20 protein-coding genes, 1 tRNA gene, 1 other RNA gene and 2 pseudogenes are annotated in these 23,262 nt (G+C 44.2%); 19 read left to right on the top strand and 5 right to left on the bottom strand.

Translation table 11 applies throughout. The features are described from left to right. Positions 1-45 precede the first annotated feature (45 nt). From ACH33_RS00120 to tadA, 9 genes are all read left to right on the top strand, one after another. A complete protein-coding gene (locus tag ACH33_RS00120; protein WP_057897178.1) occupies positions 46-759 on the top strand; it encodes a serine/threonine-protein kinase in 714 nt (237 codons plus the stop codon). Positions 760-1,165: 406 nt separating this feature from the next. Further along, the gene (locus ACH33_RS00115; protein WP_057897177.1) at positions 1,166-2,533 is read left to right on the top strand and encodes a sigma-54 interaction domain-containing protein; all 1,368 of its coding nucleotides are present in this window, start codon (positions 1,166-1,168) and stop codon (positions 2,531-2,533) included. A gap of 208 nt (positions 2,534-2,741) precedes the next feature. Further along, entirely contained in the window at positions 2,742-3,503 is a 762-nt protein-coding gene (locus ACH33_RS00110) for an enoyl-CoA hydratase/isomerase family protein (protein ID WP_057897176.1), read from the top strand. A 22-nt stretch (positions 3,504-3,525) separates the two neighbouring features. After that, positions 3,526-4,386, top strand: coding sequence for a 3-hydroxybutyryl-CoA dehydrogenase (locus tag ACH33_RS00105; protein WP_057897175.1), 861 nt, complete (start codon positions 3,526-3,528; stop codon positions 4,384-4,386). Between the two features lie 4 nt (positions 4,387-4,390). Then, positions 4,391-5,527, top strand: a complete 1,137-nt coding sequence (locus ACH33_RS00100; protein WP_057900184.1) for an acyl-CoA dehydrogenase — start codon at positions 4,391-4,393, stop codon at positions 5,525-5,527. A 10-nt stretch (positions 5,528-5,537) separates the two neighbouring features. Further along, positions 5,538-6,245 carry an alpha/beta fold hydrolase gene (locus ACH33_RS00095; protein ID WP_057897174.1) on the top strand — a complete coding sequence of 236 codons (708 nt, stop codon included), beginning with the start codon at positions 5,538-5,540 and terminating at the stop codon, positions 6,243-6,245. Positions 6,246-6,510: 265 nt separating this feature from the next. Next, positions 6,511-8,064 (top strand): glucose-6-phosphate dehydrogenase, encoded by a 1,554-nt coding sequence (gene zwf, locus ACH33_RS00090; RefSeq protein WP_082705815.1) that lies wholly within the window; start codon positions 6,511-6,513, stop codon positions 8,062-8,064. A gap of 5 nt (positions 8,065-8,069) precedes the next feature. Then, on the top strand, positions 8,070-8,708 hold the full coding sequence (locus ACH33_RS00085; protein WP_057900183.1) for a cyclase family protein: 639 nt from the start codon (positions 8,070-8,072) through the stop codon (positions 8,706-8,708). 163 nt (positions 8,709-8,871) lie between these two features. Further along, a complete protein-coding gene (tadA, locus tag ACH33_RS00080) occupies positions 8,872-9,342 on the top strand; it encodes a tRNA adenosine(34) deaminase TadA (RefSeq protein WP_057897172.1) in 471 nt (156 codons plus the stop codon). Positions 9,343-9,417: 75 nt separating this feature from the next. Here tadA and ACH33_RS00075 read toward each other — a convergent pair whose 3' ends face one another. From ACH33_RS00075 to ACH33_RS00065, 3 genes are read right to left on the bottom strand one after another with little or no spacing between them, the layout of a single operon-like run. Next, positions 9,418-10,623, bottom strand: coding sequence for an ABC transporter permease (locus ACH33_RS00075; RefSeq protein WP_057897171.1), 1,206 nt, complete (start codon positions 10,621-10,623; stop codon positions 9,418-9,420). Positions 10,624-10,625: 2 nt separating this feature from the next. Next, positions 10,626-11,984: an HlyD family secretion protein gene (locus tag ACH33_RS00070; RefSeq protein WP_057897170.1), complete on the bottom strand. Its 1,359-nt coding sequence runs from the start codon at positions 11,982-11,984 to the stop codon at positions 10,626-10,628. A gap of 33 nt (positions 11,985-12,017) precedes the next feature. Beyond that, positions 12,018-12,608, bottom strand: coding sequence for a TetR/AcrR family transcriptional regulator (locus ACH33_RS00065; RefSeq protein WP_057897169.1), 591 nt, complete (start codon positions 12,606-12,608; stop codon positions 12,018-12,020). A gap of 414 nt (positions 12,609-13,022) precedes the next feature. Here ACH33_RS00065 and ACH33_RS00060 point away from each other — a divergent pair. Both ACH33_RS00060 and ACH33_RS00055 read left to right on the top strand, forming a co-directional pair. Beyond that, positions 13,023-13,115: transfer RNA gene (locus ACH33_RS00060), tRNA-Ser, on the top strand. A 409-nt stretch (positions 13,116-13,524) separates the two neighbouring features. After that, positions 13,525-14,007, top strand: coding sequence for a hypothetical protein (locus ACH33_RS00055; protein ID WP_057897168.1), 483 nt, complete (start codon positions 13,525-13,527; stop codon positions 14,005-14,007). Between the two features lie 45 nt (positions 14,008-14,052). On the opposite strand, the gene ACH33_RS00050 is transcribed toward ACH33_RS00055, so the two are convergent. Then, positions 14,053-14,901 (bottom strand): family 1 encapsulin nanocompartment shell protein, encoded by an 849-nt coding sequence (locus tag ACH33_RS00050; protein ID WP_057897167.1) that lies wholly within the window; start codon positions 14,899-14,901, stop codon positions 14,053-14,055. Positions 14,902-14,926: 25 nt separating this feature from the next. Beyond that, positions 14,927-15,553, bottom strand: a complete 627-nt coding sequence (locus ACH33_RS00045) for an IMEF encapsulin system ferritin-like cargo protein (protein ID WP_236781992.1) — start codon at positions 15,551-15,553, stop codon at positions 14,927-14,929. A 443-nt stretch (positions 15,554-15,996) separates the two neighbouring features. Here ACH33_RS00045 and ACH33_RS00040 point away from each other — a divergent pair, with 443 nt between their 5' ends. The 8 genes and pseudogenes from ACH33_RS00040 to ACH33_RS00005 all read left to right on the top strand — a co-directional run bounded on the left by ACH33_RS00040 (position 15,997) and on the right by ACH33_RS00005 (position 22,950). Next, on the top strand, positions 15,997-16,719 hold the full coding sequence (locus ACH33_RS00040) for a hypothetical protein (protein ID WP_057897165.1): 723 nt from the start codon (positions 15,997-15,999) through the stop codon (positions 16,717-16,719). A gap of 131 nt (positions 16,720-16,850) precedes the next feature. Continuing rightward, an RNA gene (ffs, locus tag ACH33_RS00035) (signal recognition particle sRNA large type) lies at positions 16,851-17,114 on the top strand. Between the two features lie 102 nt (positions 17,115-17,216). Then, positions 17,217-18,683 (top strand): PAS domain-containing sensor histidine kinase, encoded by a 1,467-nt coding sequence (locus ACH33_RS00030; protein ID WP_236781931.1) that lies wholly within the window; start codon positions 17,217-17,219, stop codon positions 18,681-18,683. A gap of 153 nt (positions 18,684-18,836) precedes the next feature. Next, positions 18,837-20,549, top strand: a complete 1,713-nt coding sequence (dnaX, locus tag ACH33_RS00025; RefSeq protein ID WP_057897164.1) for a DNA polymerase III subunit gamma/tau — start codon at positions 18,837-18,839, stop codon at positions 20,547-20,549. An 11-nt stretch (positions 20,550-20,560) separates the two neighbouring features. Beyond that, positions 20,561-20,882, top strand: a pseudogene (locus ACH33_RS00020) (YbaB/EbfC family nucleoid-associated protein). 23 nt (positions 20,883-20,905) lie between these two features. Then, positions 20,906-21,501: pseudogene (recR, locus tag ACH33_RS00015) on the top strand (recombination mediator RecR). 166 nt (positions 21,502-21,667) lie between these two features. Further along, positions 21,668-22,627, top strand: a complete 960-nt coding sequence (locus ACH33_RS00010) for a CPBP family intramembrane glutamic endopeptidase (protein WP_062731140.1) — start codon at positions 21,668-21,670, stop codon at positions 22,625-22,627. Positions 22,628-22,683: 56 nt separating this feature from the next. After that, positions 22,684-22,950, top strand: a complete 267-nt coding sequence (locus tag ACH33_RS00005) for a pro-sigmaK processing inhibitor BofA family protein (RefSeq protein ID WP_057897160.1) — start codon at positions 22,684-22,686, stop codon at positions 22,948-22,950. The last annotated feature ends 312 nt before the right edge of the window (positions 22,951-23,262 follow it).

Raw genomic sequence — 23,262 nt, 5'->3', positions numbered from 1 at the left:
TTTGTTACAGAAATACAAACAACAGCGAAGGAAAGGTTGTTGCGTATGATGTGGGAACCGATCGTTCCGTTGATCGAGCAAATTAAAATTGTCCCGGTTGATGGGAATGAACTTGTGCATATTGCGTATGTGCCGAAAGAGATGGAGTGCGTGGGACGCGGGACGGATGCGGCTGTGTTTGTGTACTGGAAACACAGAAGATATGCATTTAAAGTGTACGCGGCGGGCCGGGAAGAAAAATTGGCGAATGAGATAGAAGCGTACCGCCGCTTGGGAGAAACCTCATATTTTCCTCGCTTTTACGGCAGAGGCGATAACTTTATTGTGATAAGCTACGAACAAGGTTTCAATTTGTATGACTGTCTCTTAAGAGGAATTTATATTGCCCCTTGGGTTATTGAAGAAGTGGACGCAGCGATACGCTATGCGCGCAGTGTAGGGTTAAATCCACGGGACATTCATCTAAAAAATATTATTTTGCAGAAGTCGGGTGTGAAATTAATTGACGTTTCCGAGTATGTAAAAGAGGACAGCGACCAACGCTGGGAGCATTTGAAAGAAGGATATCGTTTATTTTACCGTTTTATTGCCCGGCAGAGAATTCCAAAGTCGGTCATCGAGTTTGTAAAAAAAAGATATGAAAGTCAGAAAGACACAGATTTTTCAGTCAAATCATTTGGAGCTTCGTTGTTCCGCCTGTTTTTTTATGATAAAGAAAAAACGCTCCGTTTTAAGAACGGAGAGGAAACGATAGGGTGAAGGATATGGAAGGAATAAGAAATAAGGTGGCCTCTTTTGGAGAGAACCACCTTATTTTGTATAATGTAAGCAAGGAAAGTTAAATGTATGAAATGCCAAGACAAATAAGAACATATACTGAAACAATAAGTGACATGGTCATGAATAGTGTAAGCGCCGACTTTAATCGTTCCATCTGAATTCCCTGCCTTATTTAATCATTACACTATATCTCATTATAATTTAATCAAACAAGATGTCCATAAGGAACTTTCAAGAAATTCATAGTTTTTTTATTTGGAATTTTCATTATTTGTTACTTTCTCCCTGTATGTGTATATAAATAATGATCATCTTCATCTACCAGCGTACAAATGCTGAAAAATTCAAGATGATATATCATAGAAAAAAAGGGGGGATGAGGACAGTGAAGCTGGAGAATCATCTGCTTTCCATACTTGAGTCAATGCATGACGCAGTACTAGTTATCAGTAAAGATAGCACCATCGTATACGTTAATACCGCTTATTCGGTACAGTTCGGTGTACCTGTGCACAAAATTATCGGCAAAAAACTTAGCAAAGTCGAACCGAAAGCGCGGATTCTGGAAGTTCTTAAAACGGGACAGCCGTTGATTAATGATTATAGCTATCTGGATTCGCTTAATATTCATATTTTTGCTAATATGACTCCGCTAATTGAAAAAGGGGAGTTGATCGGAGCGGTCGCGATCATGAAGGATATTAGCGAATTCTACGCTTTGCAGGAGGAATTGCAGCGGTATAAAACATATTCTACACAGCTTGAGAAACAGCTAAACCAAAAAATTTTTTCGTTGCTAGAAAGTCATGCGCCCGGCATGCGGCAGGCAGTTGAAATGGCGAAAAAGGTGGCTGATTCGGAAGCGACAGTACTGTTGTTCGGGGAAACCGGTGTAGGGAAAGAAGTGTTTGCCCGTGCGATTCATGAGGCGAGCCCGCGCGGTGATAAACCGTTTGTCGCAATTAATATGGCCTCGCTTCCGGAATCATTATTTGAAAGCGAACTGTTCGGATTTGAGGAGGGCGCGTTTACTGGGTCCCGCAAAGGTGGAAAGCGCGGGTTATTTGAGCTGGCGAACGGCGGAACTTTGTTTCTTGACGAAATCGGCGAGCTTTCGCTTTTTCTTCAGGCCAAGCTCCTTCGAGTATTGCAAGAAAGAGCGTTTATCAAAGTAGGTGGCACGACGATATATCCGCTTGACATACGCATCATTGCAGCCACGAACCGCGATTTGCAGAAATTAATGCGGGAAGGGAAATTCCGTCAAGATTTGTATTATAGATTGAATATTGTGCCGATCCATATTCCCCCGGTACGGGAGAGAAAACAGGATTTGCCTATTTTGATGAATAATATTTTAAGTGAATTAAAATCGAAGTATCGCAAGCAAGTTACCGTAACCCAAGAAGTATACGAAATTTTTGAACGATATGATTGGCCGGGAAATGTCCGTGAGCTAAGTAACGTGCTGGAGCGTATGATTGCTGTATGCTCCAAGTCTTACTTTGTGCCGGAAGATGTCCCGCCATTTGTGCGGGAAGGAAGCGTATTGAGCGAATCTCCCATAGAGCCATCGAGACAGTATGCGTCCGGCACCAATGCTTTAAATCTTCCAGCTCTGATTGAAAAAACAGAGAAAGAAATGCTGGAAGAAGTGCTTAGGACAAGCCGGACTCGCACGGAGGCAATTCGAAGGCTAGGTATTAGTCGCAAAACTTTCTATCAAAGGTTAAAAAAGTACAACATACAATAAGCAATGGCTTTAAATCTGTATCTTTAAGGAATTGATAATCCAAAAAGGAAACAAATTCGTTTCTTAATGAAACAAATTTTTTGTTTCCTTTTTATATAAATTACTATTTTTCTAGGGGCGATAAATTTTTAAAATTGGCACCATTATTGCTTTTGAATCATAAATGCTGAACCAAGATAAGTAATAGACGTTATGGAGGTGCGGAAAATTGAAAGTAACTTGGGAAGTAGATAACCGGCTTGGTCTAATTACGATTGATGCTCCCCCGGTAAACGCATTAAACAAAGCCTTTTTCAAACAGATGGACGAAATTTTACATACTATCGGCGATAGCTGCGATGTGGTGGTGATTTGTGGTGCGGGCGACAAAGCATTTGTAGCCGGTGCGGATATTAAAGAGTTTCCGGAATTGAAGAAGGAAGATGGCATCGAACTTTGCCGGCGAGGACAGCGAATTTTTCAGCGCATTGCGGAATTGAAGCAGCCGGTAATTGCAGCGATTGATGGTTTTGCGCTGGGCGGTGGTCTTGAACTGGCGCTGGCCTGCGACTTTCGCGTGGCGAGCCGCAAGTCCCAGCTTGGTCTTCCTGAAGTAAAGCTTGGCATCATTCCCGGCTATGGCGGAACGCAGCGTCTTGCACGCTTAGTTGGGCCAGGCAAAGCAAAACAGTTGATTTTCTCCGGTGAATTTATCTCTGCTGAAGAAGCGTATCGTATAGGTCTAGTAGAGATCCTAGTGGAAGAAAACGCGCTTGAAGAAGCGAAGCGCTGGGCGGGTATCATTATGAAGCGCGGACCGCTTGCCGTTCGTGCGGCAAAGCGGGTGATTGATGACGGACTGAGAGCATCGTTAAGTGAAGGATTGGAGATGGAAGCGCAGGCATTCGGTGAGATTTGTCTAACGGAAGACAAGAACGAAGGGGTCGCTGCTTTCTTTGAACGCAGGGAGCCTAGGTTCCAGAATAAATAATAAAAACAGGGGGAGAAACAATATGGCAAAAAAAATCGGGATTATCGGTTTCGGCACAATGGGCTCAGGTATTGCGCAGGCGGCAGTGGAAGCCGGCTTTACGGTAGTGGCTGTAGAACAGAAAGAAGAGTTTTTTGACCGTGGACTATCGGGCATTCAGAAAAACTGGAACCGTAGCATTGAAAAGGGACGCCTCACGGAAGAGCGGAAAAAAGAACTGGAAAGCGTGTTGACAACGACAGTAGATTGGAACAGCCTTAAAGACGCTGATTTCATTATTGAAGCTGTCAGCGAAAATATGGAATTGAAAAAAGAAGTGTTCAAGAAATTGGATGAGATTGTACGCGAAGATGTTATTCTCGCGACGAACACTTCAGGTTTGAGCGTAACGGAAATCGCCAGCGTAACGAATCGGCCGGAAAAAGTCATCGGCGTTCATTTCTTCAATCCGGTGCCAGTCATGAAGCTGGTAGAGCTTATTCGTGGCCAGAGCACAACAGAGCAGACATACCAGGAAGCTAAGGCTCTTGTGGAAGAGATGGGCAAAGAAACAATCGATGTTAAAGAAGCGCCGCTGTTTGCGGTAAATCGTATTCTCGTTCCAATGATTAACGAAGCGATTTTCGTGTTGATGGAAGGGACGGCAAGCGCCGAGGACATCGACAAGGGCATGAAGCTTGGCGCGAACCATCCGATCGGGCCGCTGGCGCTGGCTGATCTTATCGGTCTCGATACGCTGCTGTATGTGCAAGACTCTCTGTATGAAGAAACACAAGACTCGAAGTATCGCAGCGCGCCACTGCTGCGCAAACTGGTACGCGCGGGTCACCTTGGACGCAAGACCGGAAAAGGATTCTATGATTACACGAGGGGAACGAAGTAAGATGATGAATTTCGCATTAACGGAAGAGCAGAAGGAAATTCAGCGGGAAATTCATAAGCTGGCACAAGAAAAAATCAAGCCGCGTGCGGCGGAAATCGACGAGCAAGGCGAATATCCGTTTGATATTAAGGATTTGCTGAGCGAGTATGGATACATCGGTGCTAATCTGCCGGAAGAATATGGCGGAGCCGGGCTTGATTTGTTGAGTTATTGCTTGATTGTCGAGGAAGTGGCGCGTGTGTGCGCCTCTTCTTCCCAGATCATCACTGTGCAGGAACTGGGTTCCCTTCCAGTATTGCTGAGCGGAAACGAGGAACAGAAGCGGAGGGTTCTTCCTGATTTGGCGACCGGGAAGAAGCTTGCCTGCTTCGGACTGACCGAGCCGAGCGCTGGTTCTGACGTAAAAAGTATGAAAACGAGGGCAGAAAAAGACGGGAAATACTACCGGCTAAACGGTCAAAAATGCTTTATCACAAACGGCAACATCGCCGATATATATACGGTTTTTGCGAAGACGGATAAAGGTATTACTGCTTTTTTGATCGAAAAAGGAACACCTGGATTAAGCATAGGAAAGATCGAAAAGAAGATGGGAATTAAAGGATCGCCGACAGCGGAATTATTCTTCGAAGATTGTCGTGTACCGGAGGAAAATGTTATTGGAGAGGAAGGCCAGGGATTTCTTGTGGCGATGAAAACGCTGGATAAGACCCGGCCAGGTATCGGTGCGCAAGCGCTCGGCATCGCACAGGGGGCGCTGGACGTCTGCCTTGAATATGTCAAAGAGCGCGAACAATTTGGACGCCCGATCGGCTCATTCCAGGGGATTCAGTTTATGTTGGCGGACATGGCGACACAGATAGAAGCGGCGCGGGGGCTTGTCTACCGGGCAGCCAGCGCGCTTGATAATCTCGAAAGCACGGGGAAAGAACCGGCGTTGATGCGCCTGGCTTCTATGGCGAAAGTATTTGCTTCCGATGTCGCGATGAAGGTTACGACAGATGCGGTGCAAATTCTGGGCGGATACGGCTATATTCAGGATTTTCCGGTAGAGCGCATGATGCGTGACGCGAAGATTACCCAGATTTACGAAGGCACGAACCAGATTCAGCGCGTAGTTATTTCAAAATCATTGTTATAGGGGGAAAACGATGAGCCAATCCGGAAAGCTTCCTTTTGTATTGATTCACGGTGCGGGCGGAACGAAAGCAAAATTTCGCGGACTCGTAGAAAGAATGGACGGAGTTTCCTGCATTGCGCTTGATTTGCCCGGTCATGGTGAAAATACGAACATGCGCTGCAAAAGCATTGAAGAGTACGCCGATTGGGTAAGCGGGCAGATTGGCGGACAGGATGTGATTGTAGTCGGCCATTCGATGGGTGGTATGATCGGAATTGAAATGGCATCCCGCAATCCAAATGTGAAAGGGCTTGTGCTTGACGCAAGTCATTATGAGATGCCGGTTCATCCGAAAATCCTTGAAGAACTTGTGGCCGGTAGTTTCCCAGAATTTTTATTTAAAGCTTCTTATGGAAAAGAGACGCCCATTGAATTGTGGGAAGAAGAGCGAGAGCAGCTCAGCTGGGTAGAAACCTCTATTGTGCATGATGATTTTTTTGCTTGCAATCAATACAAAGGGGAAGACACGTTTAAACAACTGAACATTCCGATTTTAGCGGTATATGGATCTGAAGATAAATTGCTGCCGAAAGGCGCGTTGGAAAAAGCGGTCGCAGCAAATACGAATGTACAGACTAGAGTCATTGAAGGAGCAGGGCATTATATCATGCTGGAGAAGATAGAGCCATTCGCACAGGCACTACTTGAGTTTCGTCGGTTTGTATTGGCGGGCATATGAAGGCGAACAGGAAACATACAAGGAAGCGGAGAAAAACGAGACATCCCAATAAGCTTGGGGTCTCGTTTTTTTATTGTATACTTTCTCTCCATCAATTATCTCCCTTCTTGAGGTACACAGATGTTTCGCTGGTTCGACCAATAGGGTGAATGGCTGAAATAAGTTCAACATGGTAAAATAATTGTAATTCTCGTAATAAGAAAACAGGATATAATATACGATGAATATTTTTGAGGAAAAATTTCCGAAGTGAGGAGTGCGGTCGTTGTCTACGCAACAGGAAACAATCCCTTCCTTTATTTTCACCATTTTTGGTGCTACAGGAGACCTGGCAAAGCGTAAATTGTTTCCAGCTTTATATAGCTTATACCGTGAGAAACAACTGCGGTGCAATTTTGCGGTAATTGGTGTTGGACGTAAAAATATAGATAGCTTTGAATTCCGTACTTGGGTAAAGAATTCGATTGCAGAATTCAGCAGACTTTCATTGTGTGCAGGCGAAGAATGGGAACAGTTTGCCGCTCGATTTTCTTACATATCGTTCGATGTCAAAGATACTGCAAAATATGCTGCTTTACGATCGTTGGTAGAAGCGAAAGAGCAAGAGAACAAATTGCCGGGCAATCGCATGTTTTATCTGGCGATCGCGCCACAGCTATTTGGTACGGTGGCAACTAATTTGAAAGAAAGTGGTCTGACGAACACAAAAGGCTGGAAGCGTTTGATCATTGAGAAACCGTTCGGTCACGACTATACGTCCGCCGAAGCATTAAATGAAGAAATTAAACGATCGTTTGCGGAAGAAGAAATATACCGCATTGATCATTATTTAGGGAAAGAAATGGTGCAAAACATTCAGGTTATCCGTTTTGCCAATTCCATGTTTGAACCGCTCTGGAATAACCGTCACATTGATAATATTCAAATTACGGCCAGCGAAACGGTGGGAGTAGAAGATCGCGCATCATACTACGATCGTGCGGGTGCGCTCCGCGATATGGTGCAGAATCATATGCTGCAAATGGTCATGATGGTTTGCATGGAACCGCCGAGCCGCTTGAAAACAGAGGCGATCCGGGATGAGAAAGTAAAGGTTATGCGTGCGCTGCGTAGATTTTCGGAGGAAGAGGTAGACAGGCACATTGTACGGGGACAGTATATTGCCGGAACAATAGGTGGAAAGTCATTTTTGGGTTACAGGGAAGAGCCGGATGTGAATCCGGCCTCCACAACCGAAACGTTCGTAGCGGCTAAACTTTATATTGATAATTTCAGGTGGGCGGATGTTCCGATTTATATCCGCACAGGCAAACGAATGCCGGAGAAATTAACGGAAATTGTGATTCAGTTTAAAGAGTTGCCGAAACGGTTGTACTTTAATAAAAATAACGATTTAATGCCGAATCTGCTTATTTTTCGTATTCAACCGAACGAAGGGATTACTTTGTTGTTAAATGCGAAAAAGCAGGGCACAGACAGTCAAATTATTCCGATTGGGATGGAGTATTGCAACGATTGCGAAGCCGCTTCACCAGAAGCTTATGAAAGTCTTCTTCATGATGCGATTTTGGGAGATTCTACATTTTTCACGCGCTGGGACGAAGTAGCGCTCGCCTGGAAGTTTATCGATCCGATCCGTTGCGCCTGGGATAAAGACCCGTGTTCGCTTGCGGAATACGAAGTGGGTACATGGGGACCAGTGGAAGCACATGAGTTGTTGCAGAAAGACGGGAAACGCTGGTGGACAGGAAGCGATCATCGCGAACGTAAAACAATCAGAGCGGTGGAACGACCGAAATATCAAAGAGAAGAGGAATAATGGCGATGTACAAAATATATGACATATCAATGCCGATTTATCATGGTATGCCAGTGTATAAGAATAAAGAAGAAAAGCAGCCCCATATCCGGGTAGTTCAGGATTTTAATAGGTCTTCTGCCCGGGAATCACGGATTGACATGGACATGCATACAGGAACGCATGTCGATTCTCCGCTGCATATGTTGCCTGATGGCGGTACGATGGCGGATATTCCGGTAGAGCGTCTGTCGGGTTTTTGCCGCGTGCTTGACGTGACGGAAGTAAATGGCGGCATTACGCGCGCAGATCTTGAGAAATTTCAATTGCAAAAAGACGAGTTTGTTTTGTTGAAAACATACAACTCATTAACAGATAATTTTACGGTCGATTTTGTTTATCTCGCGGAAGATGGAGCCCGTTACCTGGCGGATATTGGGGTGCGTGGCGTAGGAATTGACGCGCTTGGTATCGAGCGCGATCAGCCAGGCCATCCCACACATAAAACATTGTTCGAAGCCGGTGTTATTATTCTTGAAGGATTGCGTCTTGGCGAGGTGCCGGAGGGAGAATATTTTATGGTAGCGGCACCGCTGAAAGTGCTTGAGACGGAAGCAGCTCCGGCGCGTGTTTTACTTTTTGCAGGATTGACAATCAAAAAATAGTGATATGCGCTAGGCCTCTCATTTAGTTGGGAGGTCGTTTTTCGTGGTAGGGGTAAATCCCCTTATGTTGCTTTAAAGCTTAATAGCAGTATAAAAATTGACAGGGGACTAGAGAAATTGCGAAAATAAAGCGGAATGAAAAGAAAATACGATGGTGAGATAGATGAGTGACGAATACTATATGGGTCTCGCGATTGAAGAGGCGAAAAAAGCGGAAGCGCTTGGCGAGGTACCGATTGGTGCCGTCATTGTGCGAGACGGTAAAGTGGTGGGCCGGGGATACAATCTGCGGGAAACTGCAAAAGACCCGATTGCGCACGCCGAACTTATCGCCATAAAGGAAGCGAGCGAAACGCTAGGCGGCTGGCGTTTGCTTGGAACAACGCTGTATGTCACATTGGAGCCATGTCCAATGTGTGCGGGTGCGATTGTGCAGGCGCGTATCCCCCGCGTTGTGTACGGTGCGATGGACCCGAAAGCAGGTTGCGCCGGCAGTTTGATGAATTTGCTTCAGGAAGAACGTTTTAATCACCAGGTAGAAGTGGTGCAGGGAATTTGTGAAGCGGAGTGTAGCGCATTGCTGAAAGATTTTTTTCGCGCTTTGCGGGAAAAACGAAAAAAGAAAACAGAATAAGCTGATCAAAAAAGCGCGAAAGCCTTATTGCTGGCCTTTCGCGCTTTTCAGTATTAGGCAACGTCTTTACCGTAATCAAGCAGGGAAAAAGGGCTGGCGCACTTCTTCTTGCTTTTCAGCTTGATTTTCCGCCTTCACAAAAAGCGGAGTAATCACGAAAGCGATAAAGTACGTAACGGCCCCCATAAGTCCGAGCGTCACGCAATCCCGCCATATCGCTTCGAAACCATGTCCTTTGATAAATATTTCGCGTACCCCATCCAGAAAATATGTGAGCGGAAGCAGGTGCCCCAATACGTTCAAGGAGTGCGGCATTGCTTCAAACGGCCATGTAAAGCCGGATAAAAGGAAGGATGGTACCGCGATAAGCATCGTAATCTGGGTCGATCCTACTTGATTCCCGGAGAAGAGGCTCGCCAAATATCCGATGCCGAGCAGAGCGAACACAAAGCTGATTGCTAATGCAAATGCAGGCAGGAATAAACCCCGGAAAGGCAGGTGGAACACGTACAGCGCAAGTGCAAATGCACTGACGTTGTTCACAAGTCCGATAAGGAAGTACGGAGCGGTCTTCGCGTACGCGATTCTCCAGGGTAAGCCGCGCCATACTGCGAAACGGTTCCAGATGCCTTTTTCTTTATCCCGTGTCACAGTCAGTGCTACGCCAAGCAGAAGCACCTGCTGAAGGATAGCACCAATAAGGCCGTATACAAGAAACTCGTTATAATTAAACAGCGGGTTATACAGAACGCGGGAACGGAACGGAATCTGCGCGAAAGTCGCCGCAATTTGTTCGTCCTGCAATCCTTGTTGTTTAAGTTTAACAGAAGACACCCCGTAGCTGAACGTCGTAACTACCTGGTTGGCCGCACGGGTAGCGGAGTTGGAGAAGAGCATATTGCTGCCGTCCACCAAGGTTAATACCGGTACGTTTTCTCCGTGCTTTAAGCGCGTGGAGAAATCATTTGGAATGATAATTCCAACGCGTGCTTGCCCGCTTTCTATCGTTTGTTGCACTTCGTTTTCCGATAACGTGTGCTTGATAATATGAAATGCCTCGGTTTGCTCGAAAGCTTGAACGATTTGCCGGCTCAACTGACTATTGTCGCCATCGAAGACGACCGTTGGAATGTCAACGAGACGCTGGGTGCTGTACAAGTAGCCGAATAGCGCTGTATAAAGCAGTGGTACCAGAAATAGAATGGCAAAGAGACGGCGGTCGCGAAGAATGTTGAGCCACTCTTCGCGGATAATGTCTCCCACTTTGAGCGGAGATTGCATTGTTACTTCGCCCCTTTACCTTGCCATTGCAGCGTCATACCCGTGGCTACGGTATCCGGCAAATTGATTAACGTAACTTTTACGCCGAACGAGCGTATATCCGTATCCCCCATTTTTTGGCTTGGTTTTTGAATCGCAAAATCGGCGGCTGGTTCGATGACGGTAACTTTCCCTTTAACCATTTTTCCAGTTGAAATCAGTTTCATATTCACAATATCGCCGACTTTAAGGGTGCTGAGCTCGGTTTCTGGGAAGTAGAATTTGGCCCAGCGATCTTGTGTTGTTTCGATTGTAAATACCGGGAAACCGGCTCCTACCAGTTCACCGATTTGTGCTGATTGAGAGGTAATGATCCCATCACTCGGCGCACGGAGTTCCGTATAGCTAAGGTATGTTTTCGCTTCCGCCAGCGCCGCTCGTGCCTGTTCAACGCTGGCATTTGCCTCGTTCACAGTCGCTTGCGCCTTGGTAACGTTGGCTTGAGCTGAAGAAACGGAAGACGACGCCTGAGAAATACCTGCTTCTGCCGCTTGCACATCACTTTCGCGTAGTTTAACTTCTCCTTTGCTTGCTTCCGCCAGTGCCGCTGCGGCTTTCGCCTGTTCAAGCTGCGCTTCAGCGGCTTTGATTTCTTCTGGACGCGGACCGTTTTGTACCATTTCCAATTGCTTTTGCGCTGCTTCGTATTCCGCTTTTGCTTTCTCATAGTTCAATTTTGCTTCATCCACTTTCGCTTGCGGTACGGCGCCTTGTTGAAATAGAGTTTTCATACGGTTATAGTTATCTTCTGCGATACGGAACGCTTCTTTCGCAGCACTAGCTTTAATTTTTTCCTGTTCGCGTTCTTCTTTACGGGCCCCATTTTTTAGTGCGTCCAGTTGCGCTTGCGCAGCTTTTACGGCCGCCTGTGCTTGCGCGACTTTGCGTTCGGCTGTCTGGGCGGTTACGTTAACCGCGTTTTGGCCCTGCGTCTTTTTCGCCTCAGCTGCCGATACACCTGCTTGCGCTTGTTTAACGCCGGCGTTTGCTGCCTCTAGAGCGGCTTGTGCCTGTTCAACGCCGGCGTTTGCCTTGTTTAGAGTCGCTTGCGCCTGCGCCGCCTTATCCTGTAGCTCTTTGCTTTCTAGACGGGCCAGAAGCTGCCCTTTTTTTACGTGGTCGCCCTCTTTAACATAAATTTCGCTGATGCGTCCGCTCATCTTAAAGCTTACATTCATGTTGGTCGCTTCCACATATGAGATTGGCTGGCTGACAGAAGCCGCTTTGATGCGGCCTGTTTCCCCGTAAGAAGACAGAGCATACGCACCGCTTCCGATCAGCAGTACCATGATGCTGAACATAATGATACGGATAGCTTTCATTTCTCTCCCACCTCTGTTTATTTATCTTTACAATTAATCTTCTTCGAAAATGCCCAACATATGGAGGGCCAAGTTTTGTAGGCTATAGCGCAGTCCCGGATTGTCGAGCGTTCCTTCGTGAATGATGGTGCGCATAGCCGTAAAACCAATCATGCCGAAGAAACTGCTGGCGACGGCGTTCACTTCAATATTTGACGGCAACTTACCTTTTTCTTTCGCCGTTTGCAGTTCTTGTTCCAGAAGCACGAAGTATTCCTGCAGCACGTAGCGGATGGTATGGTGGCGTTCCTGTGTGCCCCAACTTCGGCTGAGCAGCAAACGACAGAAGTCCTGTTCGTTCTGAAAAAAGTCCAAATGAGCCTCGATTAACCGAATGACACGTTGTCGGAAGTCGTTTTTGTTCACTACGTCCACATAATCATGAATCATGCCTATAAAATTCTGGACGCCGGATTCCATAACGAATATATACAGGTCTTCTTTCGTCTTAAAGTTGTAGTAGAGCGTGCCTTTGGCCACGCCGCAAATTTCGGCGATTTGTTCCATTGTCGTTTCGTTAAAGCCTTTTTCTGCGAACGCTTTAAGCGCTCCTTGGAAAATTAGCTCTTTCGTTTTTGCGCGCATTATTTTTTTGTCCACCTCATTTTATACTGACTAGTCAGTTCAAATTCATTTTTTATTATAAAAGGGAAGAAGAGGAAAATCAATACTTATAGATTTAGGTATAAAAAGTACTTTCTTTATGCAAGAGGGCATAAATTTATATTTTTTATACTTCTTTGGAAGTTTGGAACGGGATCACTATTGCTGGATGAATATGATAGCCAGTACGCCGAAAGCCAAACAGGTCGGTCTGTAATCTCTGAATAATTAAGGTAATCGTTCGTATCAGACTTGGAAATGTCGTTGTTTATTGTAACGACAATGTTACAAATTATGTATATGTATCGTTATTTTGTGGCAAAGGAAAGTGGAGGGTTGATTCTTCCGAAGAGATTATGCTAGCATAATTTCTAGACTCCATGTTTTAGTTTTTGCGGAGATGTACCCAAGTCCGGCTGAAGGGGACTGACTCGAAATCAGTTAGGCGTCGCAAGGCGCGCGGGGGTTCAAATCCCTCCATCTCCGCCATACATATCATATGCAAAGCTTGATAAATCAACATTTTTGAACGCTAGTGTATTCAGGAAGCGATACGTTGATATAGTTGAAATCGAGGCGACTGATTCATCCGAAAATTAGCAAGGTGAATGAGCGAGAACTATTTTTCTACAGTTACATATATGTTATGAATATGCCTCCTAACATGGATAAACATGGAAGGAGGTTTTTTGTTGAAAAAATGAATGTACGTGACAACCGTATTGGGCGTAAGAAGCATACGTGGTTTGTTAGTTGAACCAATATGTTATTTTTGACTTCTACGGATTGGAAGGGACGAGAATGATTCTTACTATTGACAAGAGTCCTGTCCTTTAGTAGTATGAAACTGAGAATCAATATCAACAAAAGCGCTTACGAGTAATAGAGGGGGACAGCAATGGGGTATCAAGTAAAAGGTTTGATGGATATCCACACTGTTTTGTCTAATGAGAGAAAACTGGGCGGAGTTATTGAGGTAGAATACCTTCGCTTGCGCAGTGGAGAACAATTCCCGAATGCCGTGATCACGAGTATTGAAATGGCTGGTAACGCCATTTATTCTGTAGGTTTTATTACAGAGCAAGGAAAGCAATTTATTGCTCATGTCGATGAAATCAGCATTATTTTAGAACCGGTTCATAAGCGCATTTGTGAAATGTCAAATGAATCTTATAGACAGATCAAAACGGTTGAAAAGCTAAAATACTTAAAAAAGTTACTTCAAGCAAATGCAGGAAGCTGTACCCCAACGTTCAGAAAAGAAGTGGAACAATTGGTAGATGATATTGGAGTGAATGTAGCTGCCAATGAGGTTGATCTCTCCTTTATGGAACCAAGGAGAGAAGACAAAAAAAGGGGAAATCGGATAAGAATAGCATAAAAAAAGATAAGAGGCACCTGTGAAGGTGCCTCTTTTGATTTTGTTTTAACTGTCAGAATCCTCCAGAGTGCAAATTGCACTGGGGCGTTTGATACGGAGAACAATTGCTTCGTGTACCCGGAACAAATGATTCATATTCTCGGTATCAAGGTAAGCGGTGTGAAAGTCTTCGGCAATGGCCAGATCTAAATTATGTTGGCCCGTATTTACAATCACGCCAGCCTTTCCTTTAATTTCTGGTGATTGGAATACACCGTCCGTTACGAGTTCGCGCACGTGTTCAATTTCTAAGACATTGGTTCCAGGGTGAACGCGGTGAAGAAGGGAGTAGAGTTCAGGAGATAAGACCATAGCATAAGGGCCGGTGTATCCCATTTGCTGTAGTTTGCTAATCGCTTCAACCACATCTTCGAAAGCCTGTCCTGACTTCATCCACTCACCACGGATGTGGGTAAGACGACCCGGGACGTTCATGAGTCCAGAAAGTTCAAATTGAGGAGAACCGTTAAAAATAAGATTATCCTCCAAACGGGCGCATTGGACGGCGGCGTTCGCAGCAGGGCTCATATCAATAGGGATTCCTAACGTTTTTGCTTGTTCTAGGTCACGCCAGTAAAGAATAAAGTCTTTATATAACATAGGGATAGACAAATTGACCCGACGAGTAGGCTGGGACAGCTCTAAAGATTCTCCGCGTAGGCTGATTCCTCCATCTTGAGGCTCCTCAAAGATATCGTTATTTACAGTTTGAATTCCCTCTCCCAATGGCCCGTAAATATCAATGAAACGGCGACCAATAAGCTGTCTTCTGGCTGCCTCTATTACGATTTCTTCCATTCTATTCCAATTCTGTTCGGTCAGAGGAGAATCAGGGAACTTTCTTAGTTTGTCCATAATGTTGAAACCTCCTAGTTTGATGTTAACGTAACGTTTTAAGACTTCCTACGGTTAATCCTTTCTTGTGGCGTACAGAAAGGCTTGGTTTAGGAAATGCTGAATTTACCGCAGGGACTGAAAGATGAGCCTCTTTTTTTTCTTTCGCTTCATGTTCATGATCATGGGCTGCTGTTAATACATTATGCTTTTCTGATTCCTTGACGGATACGGAATTATTAGAAGGAAAATTCTCGTTCATGAGAGAAAGAATTTTTTTTACCCATAAATAATCCGCTTTTGTTTGCTCTAACATGGAATGTAGCATTTGGTTATGTTCCTCGTCTTTAAAGTGGTACATCGCTAAATCCAGATGCTCCAAAAAGTTGTGCAGACCCAATTTTTCCAGGTTTATATCTTGGAGAAGATGAATGAACTCTTGATTTGTGATGCGAATCGTCTGCTCGTTATTTAAAAAGCGGGACAATTTAGGCATAAGTTCATCAAGCCGTTCTAGCCGTTGTTCTTCTTCTTCGTAAATGTGATGAAAATAAAGGCGCTCATGTTCGTCTTGAGCTTGAGCAATCACGGGAGAGAGCATGTCCATAAAGATACGGATTCTATCCCGATTGCGATTGAATACATGGGAAAGTTCTAATAAATGTTCAATCATGATCACATTTCGCCTCTTTACAGGGTTTTATAAAATACAATTGATGATAACTACAATTCCATTAGGTAGGATTTCCAATTGCTAAAACATTATAGCTAGGAAAAGTAATGTAAACATGACGTCCTTTTAAGTTTCACTGAGGAAGGAATTCCATATAAATTTCAGTATATCAACGACTTTATTCAGTTTATGGATCAAAGGCAATATGCTGACATATGAACAAATCTGCCGAAAAATTTGTTGGATCGGCTTAGCGGAAGGCATGGCTTATTAGAAGACATACAGAATGGTTAGGAGAGCCTCCAAGAAATTTGCCTCGTCGGGAACTTTATTGACTTATTAAAGAGAAAAAATTTCTGGACTAAAATGCGGAAACATGTAAGAATTTCTTTAGAGGAAGAATGGCTTTTCCTTTTTGAGAAAGGCGAAAGAGGAGAATCTACATGAGAAAGAGAAGCATTGTTTTATCCTTGATTGTTGCAACATCCGTTATTAGTGTCGGAATTTTTATCGTGTCGTCTATTATGCAGAATGTGCAGGCGGACGATGAAAACATTACAGATATTGGGTCTATAAACGAGCCGCCTTATCAAGTCAACATCGACGAGAATGCTACACCTTCCGAATTTGAAGCAGAAATGCGCAAAAGCCTTGTGTATCAAAAAGTGGAAAAGCCCAAAATTCCGGTTTCGGATCCTCGTTTGGAAAAAATACAAGATACCTTTTCCATTATCGAACAGCCTTTTGAAAAACCTGCGGAACAGCCGCGCAAAGGACGCCCTGATAAAATGTCCATTGATCCATTTACCGGAGATGCGAAATATACGAACGGAATTGTAATTAACCGTGAAGGGCGTGCTACCAAAATACCTGAGGGCGCCTCTCCTTTTCGTGGGCAAATTGCTCCTATTGTGCGTGTCATGACCGAAGAAATTGCGGAGATGACAAAGCGGCCGTATTCAACAGAATTGGCGTTTGATATTATGAAACGGACAACTGAACTGCAAAAATATATGGATATGCTCGAACTTCCGGAAGTCACCGGGCTGCTTATCGAGATAAATACATATATTACGAATGGGAAAGGGTCATTTGATAAAGCTGCGGCGATGATTCAGGAAATTAATAAATTGGTTAACTTCGACAAACTTGAACAAGAAAAGTAAACAAGACAAGATATTTTTGCTGTGCCATAACTTACAGGAGCAAGTCGCTTGGGTATGGCTTGCGCGGTCTTTTCTTTTTTGATAAGATAATTAGGCAGCGATGCTGCAACTAAACATTGTGTATAAGTTTGCCGTACTAGACGGGGAGGTAGCGGTGCCCTGCACCCGCAATCCGCTATAGCGGGGTTGAATTCCTGCCCGAGGTGCGTTTCATGTGGGGTCAGGTCTGTGAAAGTGGTGTTGAGAACCGGGTCCTGCGCAACGGAAACCCATGAACCTGGTCAGGTCCGGAAGGAAGCAGCCATAAGTGGATCATTTCGTGTGCCGTAGGGGAGCCTGGTTTGAGCTAACTACATGGATTCGCCCGGATGAGCGTATCGACGGCAGGTGTGCGGCTTTAGTTTTATAAAAACTCCTAGCGTATAAAAGCGCTAGGAGTTTTTCTCATAAATAAAGCCAAGCCCCAAAAAAGGAGTTTGTAGAAATAAACAGAATATATGAATATGGTAAATATCTCCGGAGATGGGGTGAGAGATAAGATGCCGGGAAACATTTTGCAGTTAAGAATGGGTATGGATGAGTTAATGTGTCACTTACATAGTATTCCTTACGCCGCCTTTTTTTTCGACAAGGAGGGGCGGGTGATAGAAGCGAATTCGATATTGCTTCAGGCAACTGGTCATACGTATAAACAAATAAAGAAGAAGACCCACTATGATTTGTTTGTGACGAAAGATTCTTTTGGTGCATGGCTTGAGCATTTTCGGATTATGAGCGAAAAGTCAAACCGTGTGCCGCGCGGCTTATTGAAGTTACGCTCCGGGAAAACGTGTGCATGTGATATACTGATTTACAGCTATAGTTCCAGAGGAGAAGAGGCGCATTATATTACTCTACCCACTATCCAGGAGAACACCAATCATTCGCTGTTATCTTGTTTTTACCAGCAAATTATCAAAAACATTAATCTGGGAATTATTATATTAGATGAGGATGCTTGTATCGCCGAAATTAGTGAGGAAGCCTGCAAGATACTTGGCGTAGAGAAGTGTCATGTAATTAACCGCACCATTGAGGATGCGTTTCCAGGAATGAAGGAAGAGCAGGGGGTTATTTCTTCAGCTTTGCTAAAAGGAGTTACCGTTTCCGACAAAGCCTATTCCTGGTTTAATGGCAATCAACGCTTCGAATTGATTGTGGACTCTAATGTGTTAAGAGATGCAGCAGGGGAGATTACGGGCGGATATTATATTTTTAAAAATGTGACAAATATGAGCTCTCTAGAAGATAAAATCGAGCGGAGCGATAGGTTGGCCATGATTGGTCAGATTGCTGCTGGAACGGCCCACGAAATACGCAATCCGTTAACTTCCATCAACGGATTTCTGCAAATGATCCGCAAATCGCTTGTAGAAGCAGGAATGGAAAGAGAGAAGGGTTATACAGACATTATGTTGACTGAAATCAAGCGTATCAATGAATTGGTAAGCGAATTTTTGCTTTTAAGCAAGCAGAAAGAAATTCAGTACAAGCTGGTTGATGTAGAGCAGGTATTTATGGAAATTCTTCCTATTGTTGAGAATGAGGCTCTTTTGCACGGAGTGGAAGTATTGGTGGAAAAAGAAAGTCCACTTCCGCTTGTTATGGGCGATAGCGAGATGCTGAAGCAAGTTTTTTTGAATATTGCGAAGAACGGAATCGAAGCGATGGGAGGACAGGGGACGCTTACCATCCGGCTTTTCCATACGGATAGTTATGTAGAGATCACCATCCATGACACTGGGCCTGGTATTCCTCCATATTTAGCTGATAAAATTTTCGAGCCTTTTTTTACAACGAAGGAAGAAGGAACAGGTCTTGGCTTGCCTGTATGTCAGAAGATTGTTCATGACATGGGTGGTAGCATTCGAGTGTCGAACAAAGGCTACGGAACCATTTTTCATGTTCTCCTTCCTTCTTGCTAGCCGCTTTCTCTTTCCCTTTTCCGACGAGTAAAGAAAGTGGTATAATGAAAGTCGCATAAAATTTTAATTGGCTGTGCATTTTTTTGCATTTGTATAGAGTAATGGAAGTTTGCAGACTGTAATAGATGCACACAGGAAAGATGGAGATGCAAAATGGCTTACCAAGCATTGTATCGAATTTGGCGTCCGCAGACGTTTGCGGACATTGTAGGCCAGGAGCATGTAACGCGGACTTTGCAGAATGCGCTTAAAGAACAGCGTTTTTCCCATGCTTATCTATTCAATGGACCAAGGGGAACAGGGAAAACGAGCGCGGCCAAAGTGATGGCCAAGGCGGTGAATTGCGAGAAAGGACCCGCACCTGAGCCGTGTAACGAATGCGCTGCCTGCCGTGGGATTACGGAAGGCTCAGTTGTTGATGTCATGGAAATAGACGCCGCTTCCAACCGCCGTATTGAAGAGATTCGCGATATCCGCGACAAAGTGAAGTATGCGCCAACGCAAGTTCGGTATAAAGTATATATTGTTGATGAAGTTCATATGCTGACGCCGGAAGCGTTTAACGCGTTATTAAAAACGTTAGAAGAGCCACCGGCTCATGTTATTTTTATTTTGGCTACAACCGACCCACATAAACTTCCAGCCACGATTATTTCACGTTGCCAGCGCTTTGATTTTCGGCGTATTAGCAGCGCGTTAATTGTGAAACGGATGAAGCAGGCGATTTCCGGGGAGAATGTGCAGGTTTCTGACCAGGCGCTTACGTTTATCGCGCGTATGGCGGAGGGCGGTATGCGTGATGCACTCAGTCTTCTTGATCAGACGCTTTCATTCGGCGGCGAGCGAATTGAACTTGAAGATGTGATGGCGATTACCGGCGCTGCCCCGCATACGATGCTGGCGGAGGCAGCCAAAAGTATTGAGGAAGGTTCCGCTTCCGACGTGCTGGATATTGTACAGCGCCTTGTTCAGAACGGTAAGAGTCCGGATCAGTTCTTGGATGATTTATTGTTTTATTTTCGTGATCTTCTACTTTATAAGACGGCGCCTCAATTGGAAGAGATTCAGGATCGTATGATACTTGATCCCGAATTTAAGGGGCTTGGGGATACGTTTGATCGTTCCCGCTTGTTTTTTATCATTGAAAGGCTGAATCAAGCGAAACATGACATGAAACGGGCGAGTCAGCCTCGAATCATGCTGGAACTCATTCTGATTCAGCTTTGTCAGAGCAAAGGTGAAAGCCAGGTTTCCGCTGCTGAGACGGAAGGTTTATCTGAAGATGTAGAGCAACTAAAGCGGCGTATTCATATGTTAGAGAAACAGGTTAAACAGTTGGAACAAGGAGGCGCTACAGGACAGGCAAGCTTTTTGGCTTCTACGTCTCGCAGGGAAACAAGACGTTCTAGCATGCAGCCGACTGTGAAAATTCCGACCGCGCGAATCCGGGAAGTAGCAGCCAATTCCATTGAACCTCAACTTAAACGGCTATGCGCCATTTGGCCGGATATTCTCCAGCAGGTGAAAGCGAGAAGTTTTCGTCTACATGCATGGCTTCTGGACGGCCGTCCTGTAGCGTTATCTCAGACGGGATTGGTCGTTTGTTTTAAAAGCGTGATTCATTGCGAAACAACGGCCCGTGAACTGAATAAGCAGCTCATTGAAGAAGTTGTAAAAGGATTTATCAACCGTCCCATTGAATTGTTTACGTTAATGGAGAATCAATGGAAAGAAATCAGTGAATCTTTGGCTGTTTCTACCGAAGGGGGAGCGAAGCAAGATACAGAAGCGGAATCGCAACCTGATCCTATCGTGGAGGAAGCGGTAAGGTTGTTTGGTGAAGACTTGGTAGATATAAAAGATTAGGAGGAAACAATATGTTTGGTGGCGGAAATATGCAAAACATGATGAAACAAATGAAAAAAAATGCAGCAGCAAATGCAAAAAGCGCAAGAAGAGTTGAAGGAACAGACGGTGGAAGGCACATCCGGCGGCGGTATGGTGACCGTGACGGTCAATGGTCATAAAGAAGTACTGGGGGTAAAAATTAAACCGGAAGCTGTAGATCCCGATGATGTAGAAATGTTGGAAGATTTGGTGCTGGCTGCGGTTACAGAAGCGATGAACAAGGCTGATGAACTGGTGGCAAAAAGTATGGGTAAATTTACCGGAGGCATGAAGCTACCAGGATTATTCTAATCTGAGATATAGGGGAGACCTACGTGTATTATCCCGAACCGATAGCGAAACTGATTGACGGATTTATGAAATTGCCAGGCATTGGGCCAAAGACGGCAGCACGTCTGGCTTTTTTTGTGTTGGGTATGAAAGAAGATGATGTCTTAGAGATCGCGAAGGCATTGGTAAATGTTAAGCGAAATTTGGTGTACTGCTCTGTGTGCCAGAATATTACCGACGTGGATCCTTGTCGGATTTGTTCCGATACATCTCGCGATCAGTCCGTAATTTGTGTTGTACAAGAACCGAAAGATTTGGTTGCGATGGAGAGAACGCGGGAATATATGGATATTATCATGTATTGCACGGCGCGATTTCCCCTATGGAGGGGATAGGGCCGGAAGATATCCGAATTCCAGAGTTGTTACGCCGCCTAGAAAATGAGGAAGTAAAAGAACTGATTTTGGCCACCAACCCCAATATCGAGGGAGAAGCGACGGCTATGTATATTTCACGATTGGTGAAACCGTTTGGCATTCGTGTCACTCGAATTGCTCATGGCCTCCCGGTTGGCGGAGATTTGGAGTATGCAGATGAAGTGACCATTTCGAAAGCGCTGGAAGGAAGACGAGAGCTATAGAAGTGCTATCCTTTTCAAAAGAAAGCGGTATGTTCAACATTGTGGTCATCCTCTTTGAGGATCAGGGACCAGTATTTGTTGAAACGCCGCTTTTTATTTTTATGTTTGTTCTTTTTGTTGGACAAGTGAATAAATATGCTGATACAGGGTATAGAGAGGTGAGTATGTGAACAGAAATGAACGGTGGGAAAAAAATAGCGTTTTTTTTCTTGCTTTGCTATTGCTGGCGGGTTATGCGTCCAGCATAGGGCTTGAGTTTTCATTTTTGCAGTGGGTGCCCACCGAGCAAGGGAAATGGCGTGTAGAATCGTCTGAAGAAGTAACCTTATTTAGTTTTTTTCTTTTTGTCAGTACTTTATTTTTAAGTATTATTCCTGCTTTCTTTTTTATTCCCGCCCTGTTAAAAATGAGGAAAAATGAATTTCTTGGTTGGGAAACAGGAGTTTCCGGAAGATATGCTATGTATTATTTCGCTTTATATCAGATCTTTCACGGAATTATCTCCCTTCTTTATCTGTTTTTTCAATACCCTTGGTTCTCCGAACATTTTATCTGGGGATTTTTTGAAGCATTTTTGTCGCAGTTCATAATGCTGTTGTTGGCGCTTTTACTTTTTAAGGACAGAATGCGTGACTTAGGATTTGTTCGCCCTGCTAAAGGTAAACAATTACTTTGGGTCATCATTATTTTTTATTTATTTTCTACGTTTTTGCTTGATTTGGTGGTTACAGTACCGATAGCTGATTATTTTAATTTTGAATTGGATTCTTGGCGGGAAGAACAAATTTCCGGTGAGGTATTGCAGGCCAAAAATGTTAGCTGGTTTGCAAGTATGATTGAAATTATTCTTGTTGGTTTGTTTGTGCCGGTGGCCGAAGAGACGATGTTTCGCGGTGTGTTGCAAACGGCGTTGGTAGAGCGATTTGGTGCTTTGGCTGGTATATTGGGTTCCAGTTTATTATTTAGCGCGATTCATGTAGATCCTGTTTTGTTTCCACCGCTATTTATAATGGGACTGATTTTAGGTTTTTTACGCCATTATTACCAAAGCATTTGGGTTCCCATTATGTTTCATGCGCTAAATAATACGATTACTGTGCTCATTTATTTTTTCAATAAAATGTAAGTAGATCTTCAGTCCATGGTCATGATCCCCATAGAATTAAAGAAAGGAGCGGAAGAATGGATAATTTAACAATTGGACTTGTCGTGGCGGTGGCTGTGTTGGTTTTTCTTTTAATGAACCAGTCAGCATGGGGGTGGGTAAAATGGATTGGATGGGGATTAGGGAACGTTGTGATTGGAAGTATCATTCTTTTTCTTTTTAACCTTGTTGCCGAGTCTTTTTCTTTTGAAATCCCTGTAAACCCTGTTACTGTTACGATTACGGGTTTTTTGGGCTTTCCGGGACTGGTCGCACTTGTTATTATAAAGCAATTTATTCTATAAAATTTGTTGCCGATGGATTGTTAACTATGATAAATTATCAAAAGTCCGCCGTTACGGGCTTTTATTTTTGTTAATGTAAACTTTGTTCAAGAAAATGAACAAAAGATATTGACACCTAAAATTGTTTATGATAATTTTATAAAGTCGCCACTAATAAAGAGGCGAAATAAAAGAAGTTCCTTGAAAACTGAACAGTGATACTCGTTTGTGTGCGAGGTAAATATCCCATGAAAGTGAAGGTCAGCTTCAAAGTTGATTTCAGGCACTTTTATGGGGCCCGAAAAACATTCTTTACTTTATGAGCTAGCTTAT

Origin of the sequence: Aneurinibacillus sp. XH2 (assembly GCF_001439585.2) — a bacterium.
Lineage (GTDB): Bacteria > Bacillota > Bacilli > Aneurinibacillales > Aneurinibacillaceae > Aneurinibacillus > Aneurinibacillus thermoaerophilus.
Note: the sequence above shows the minus strand (reverse complement) of the source record. Positions and strands in the feature narration are given on the sequence as shown.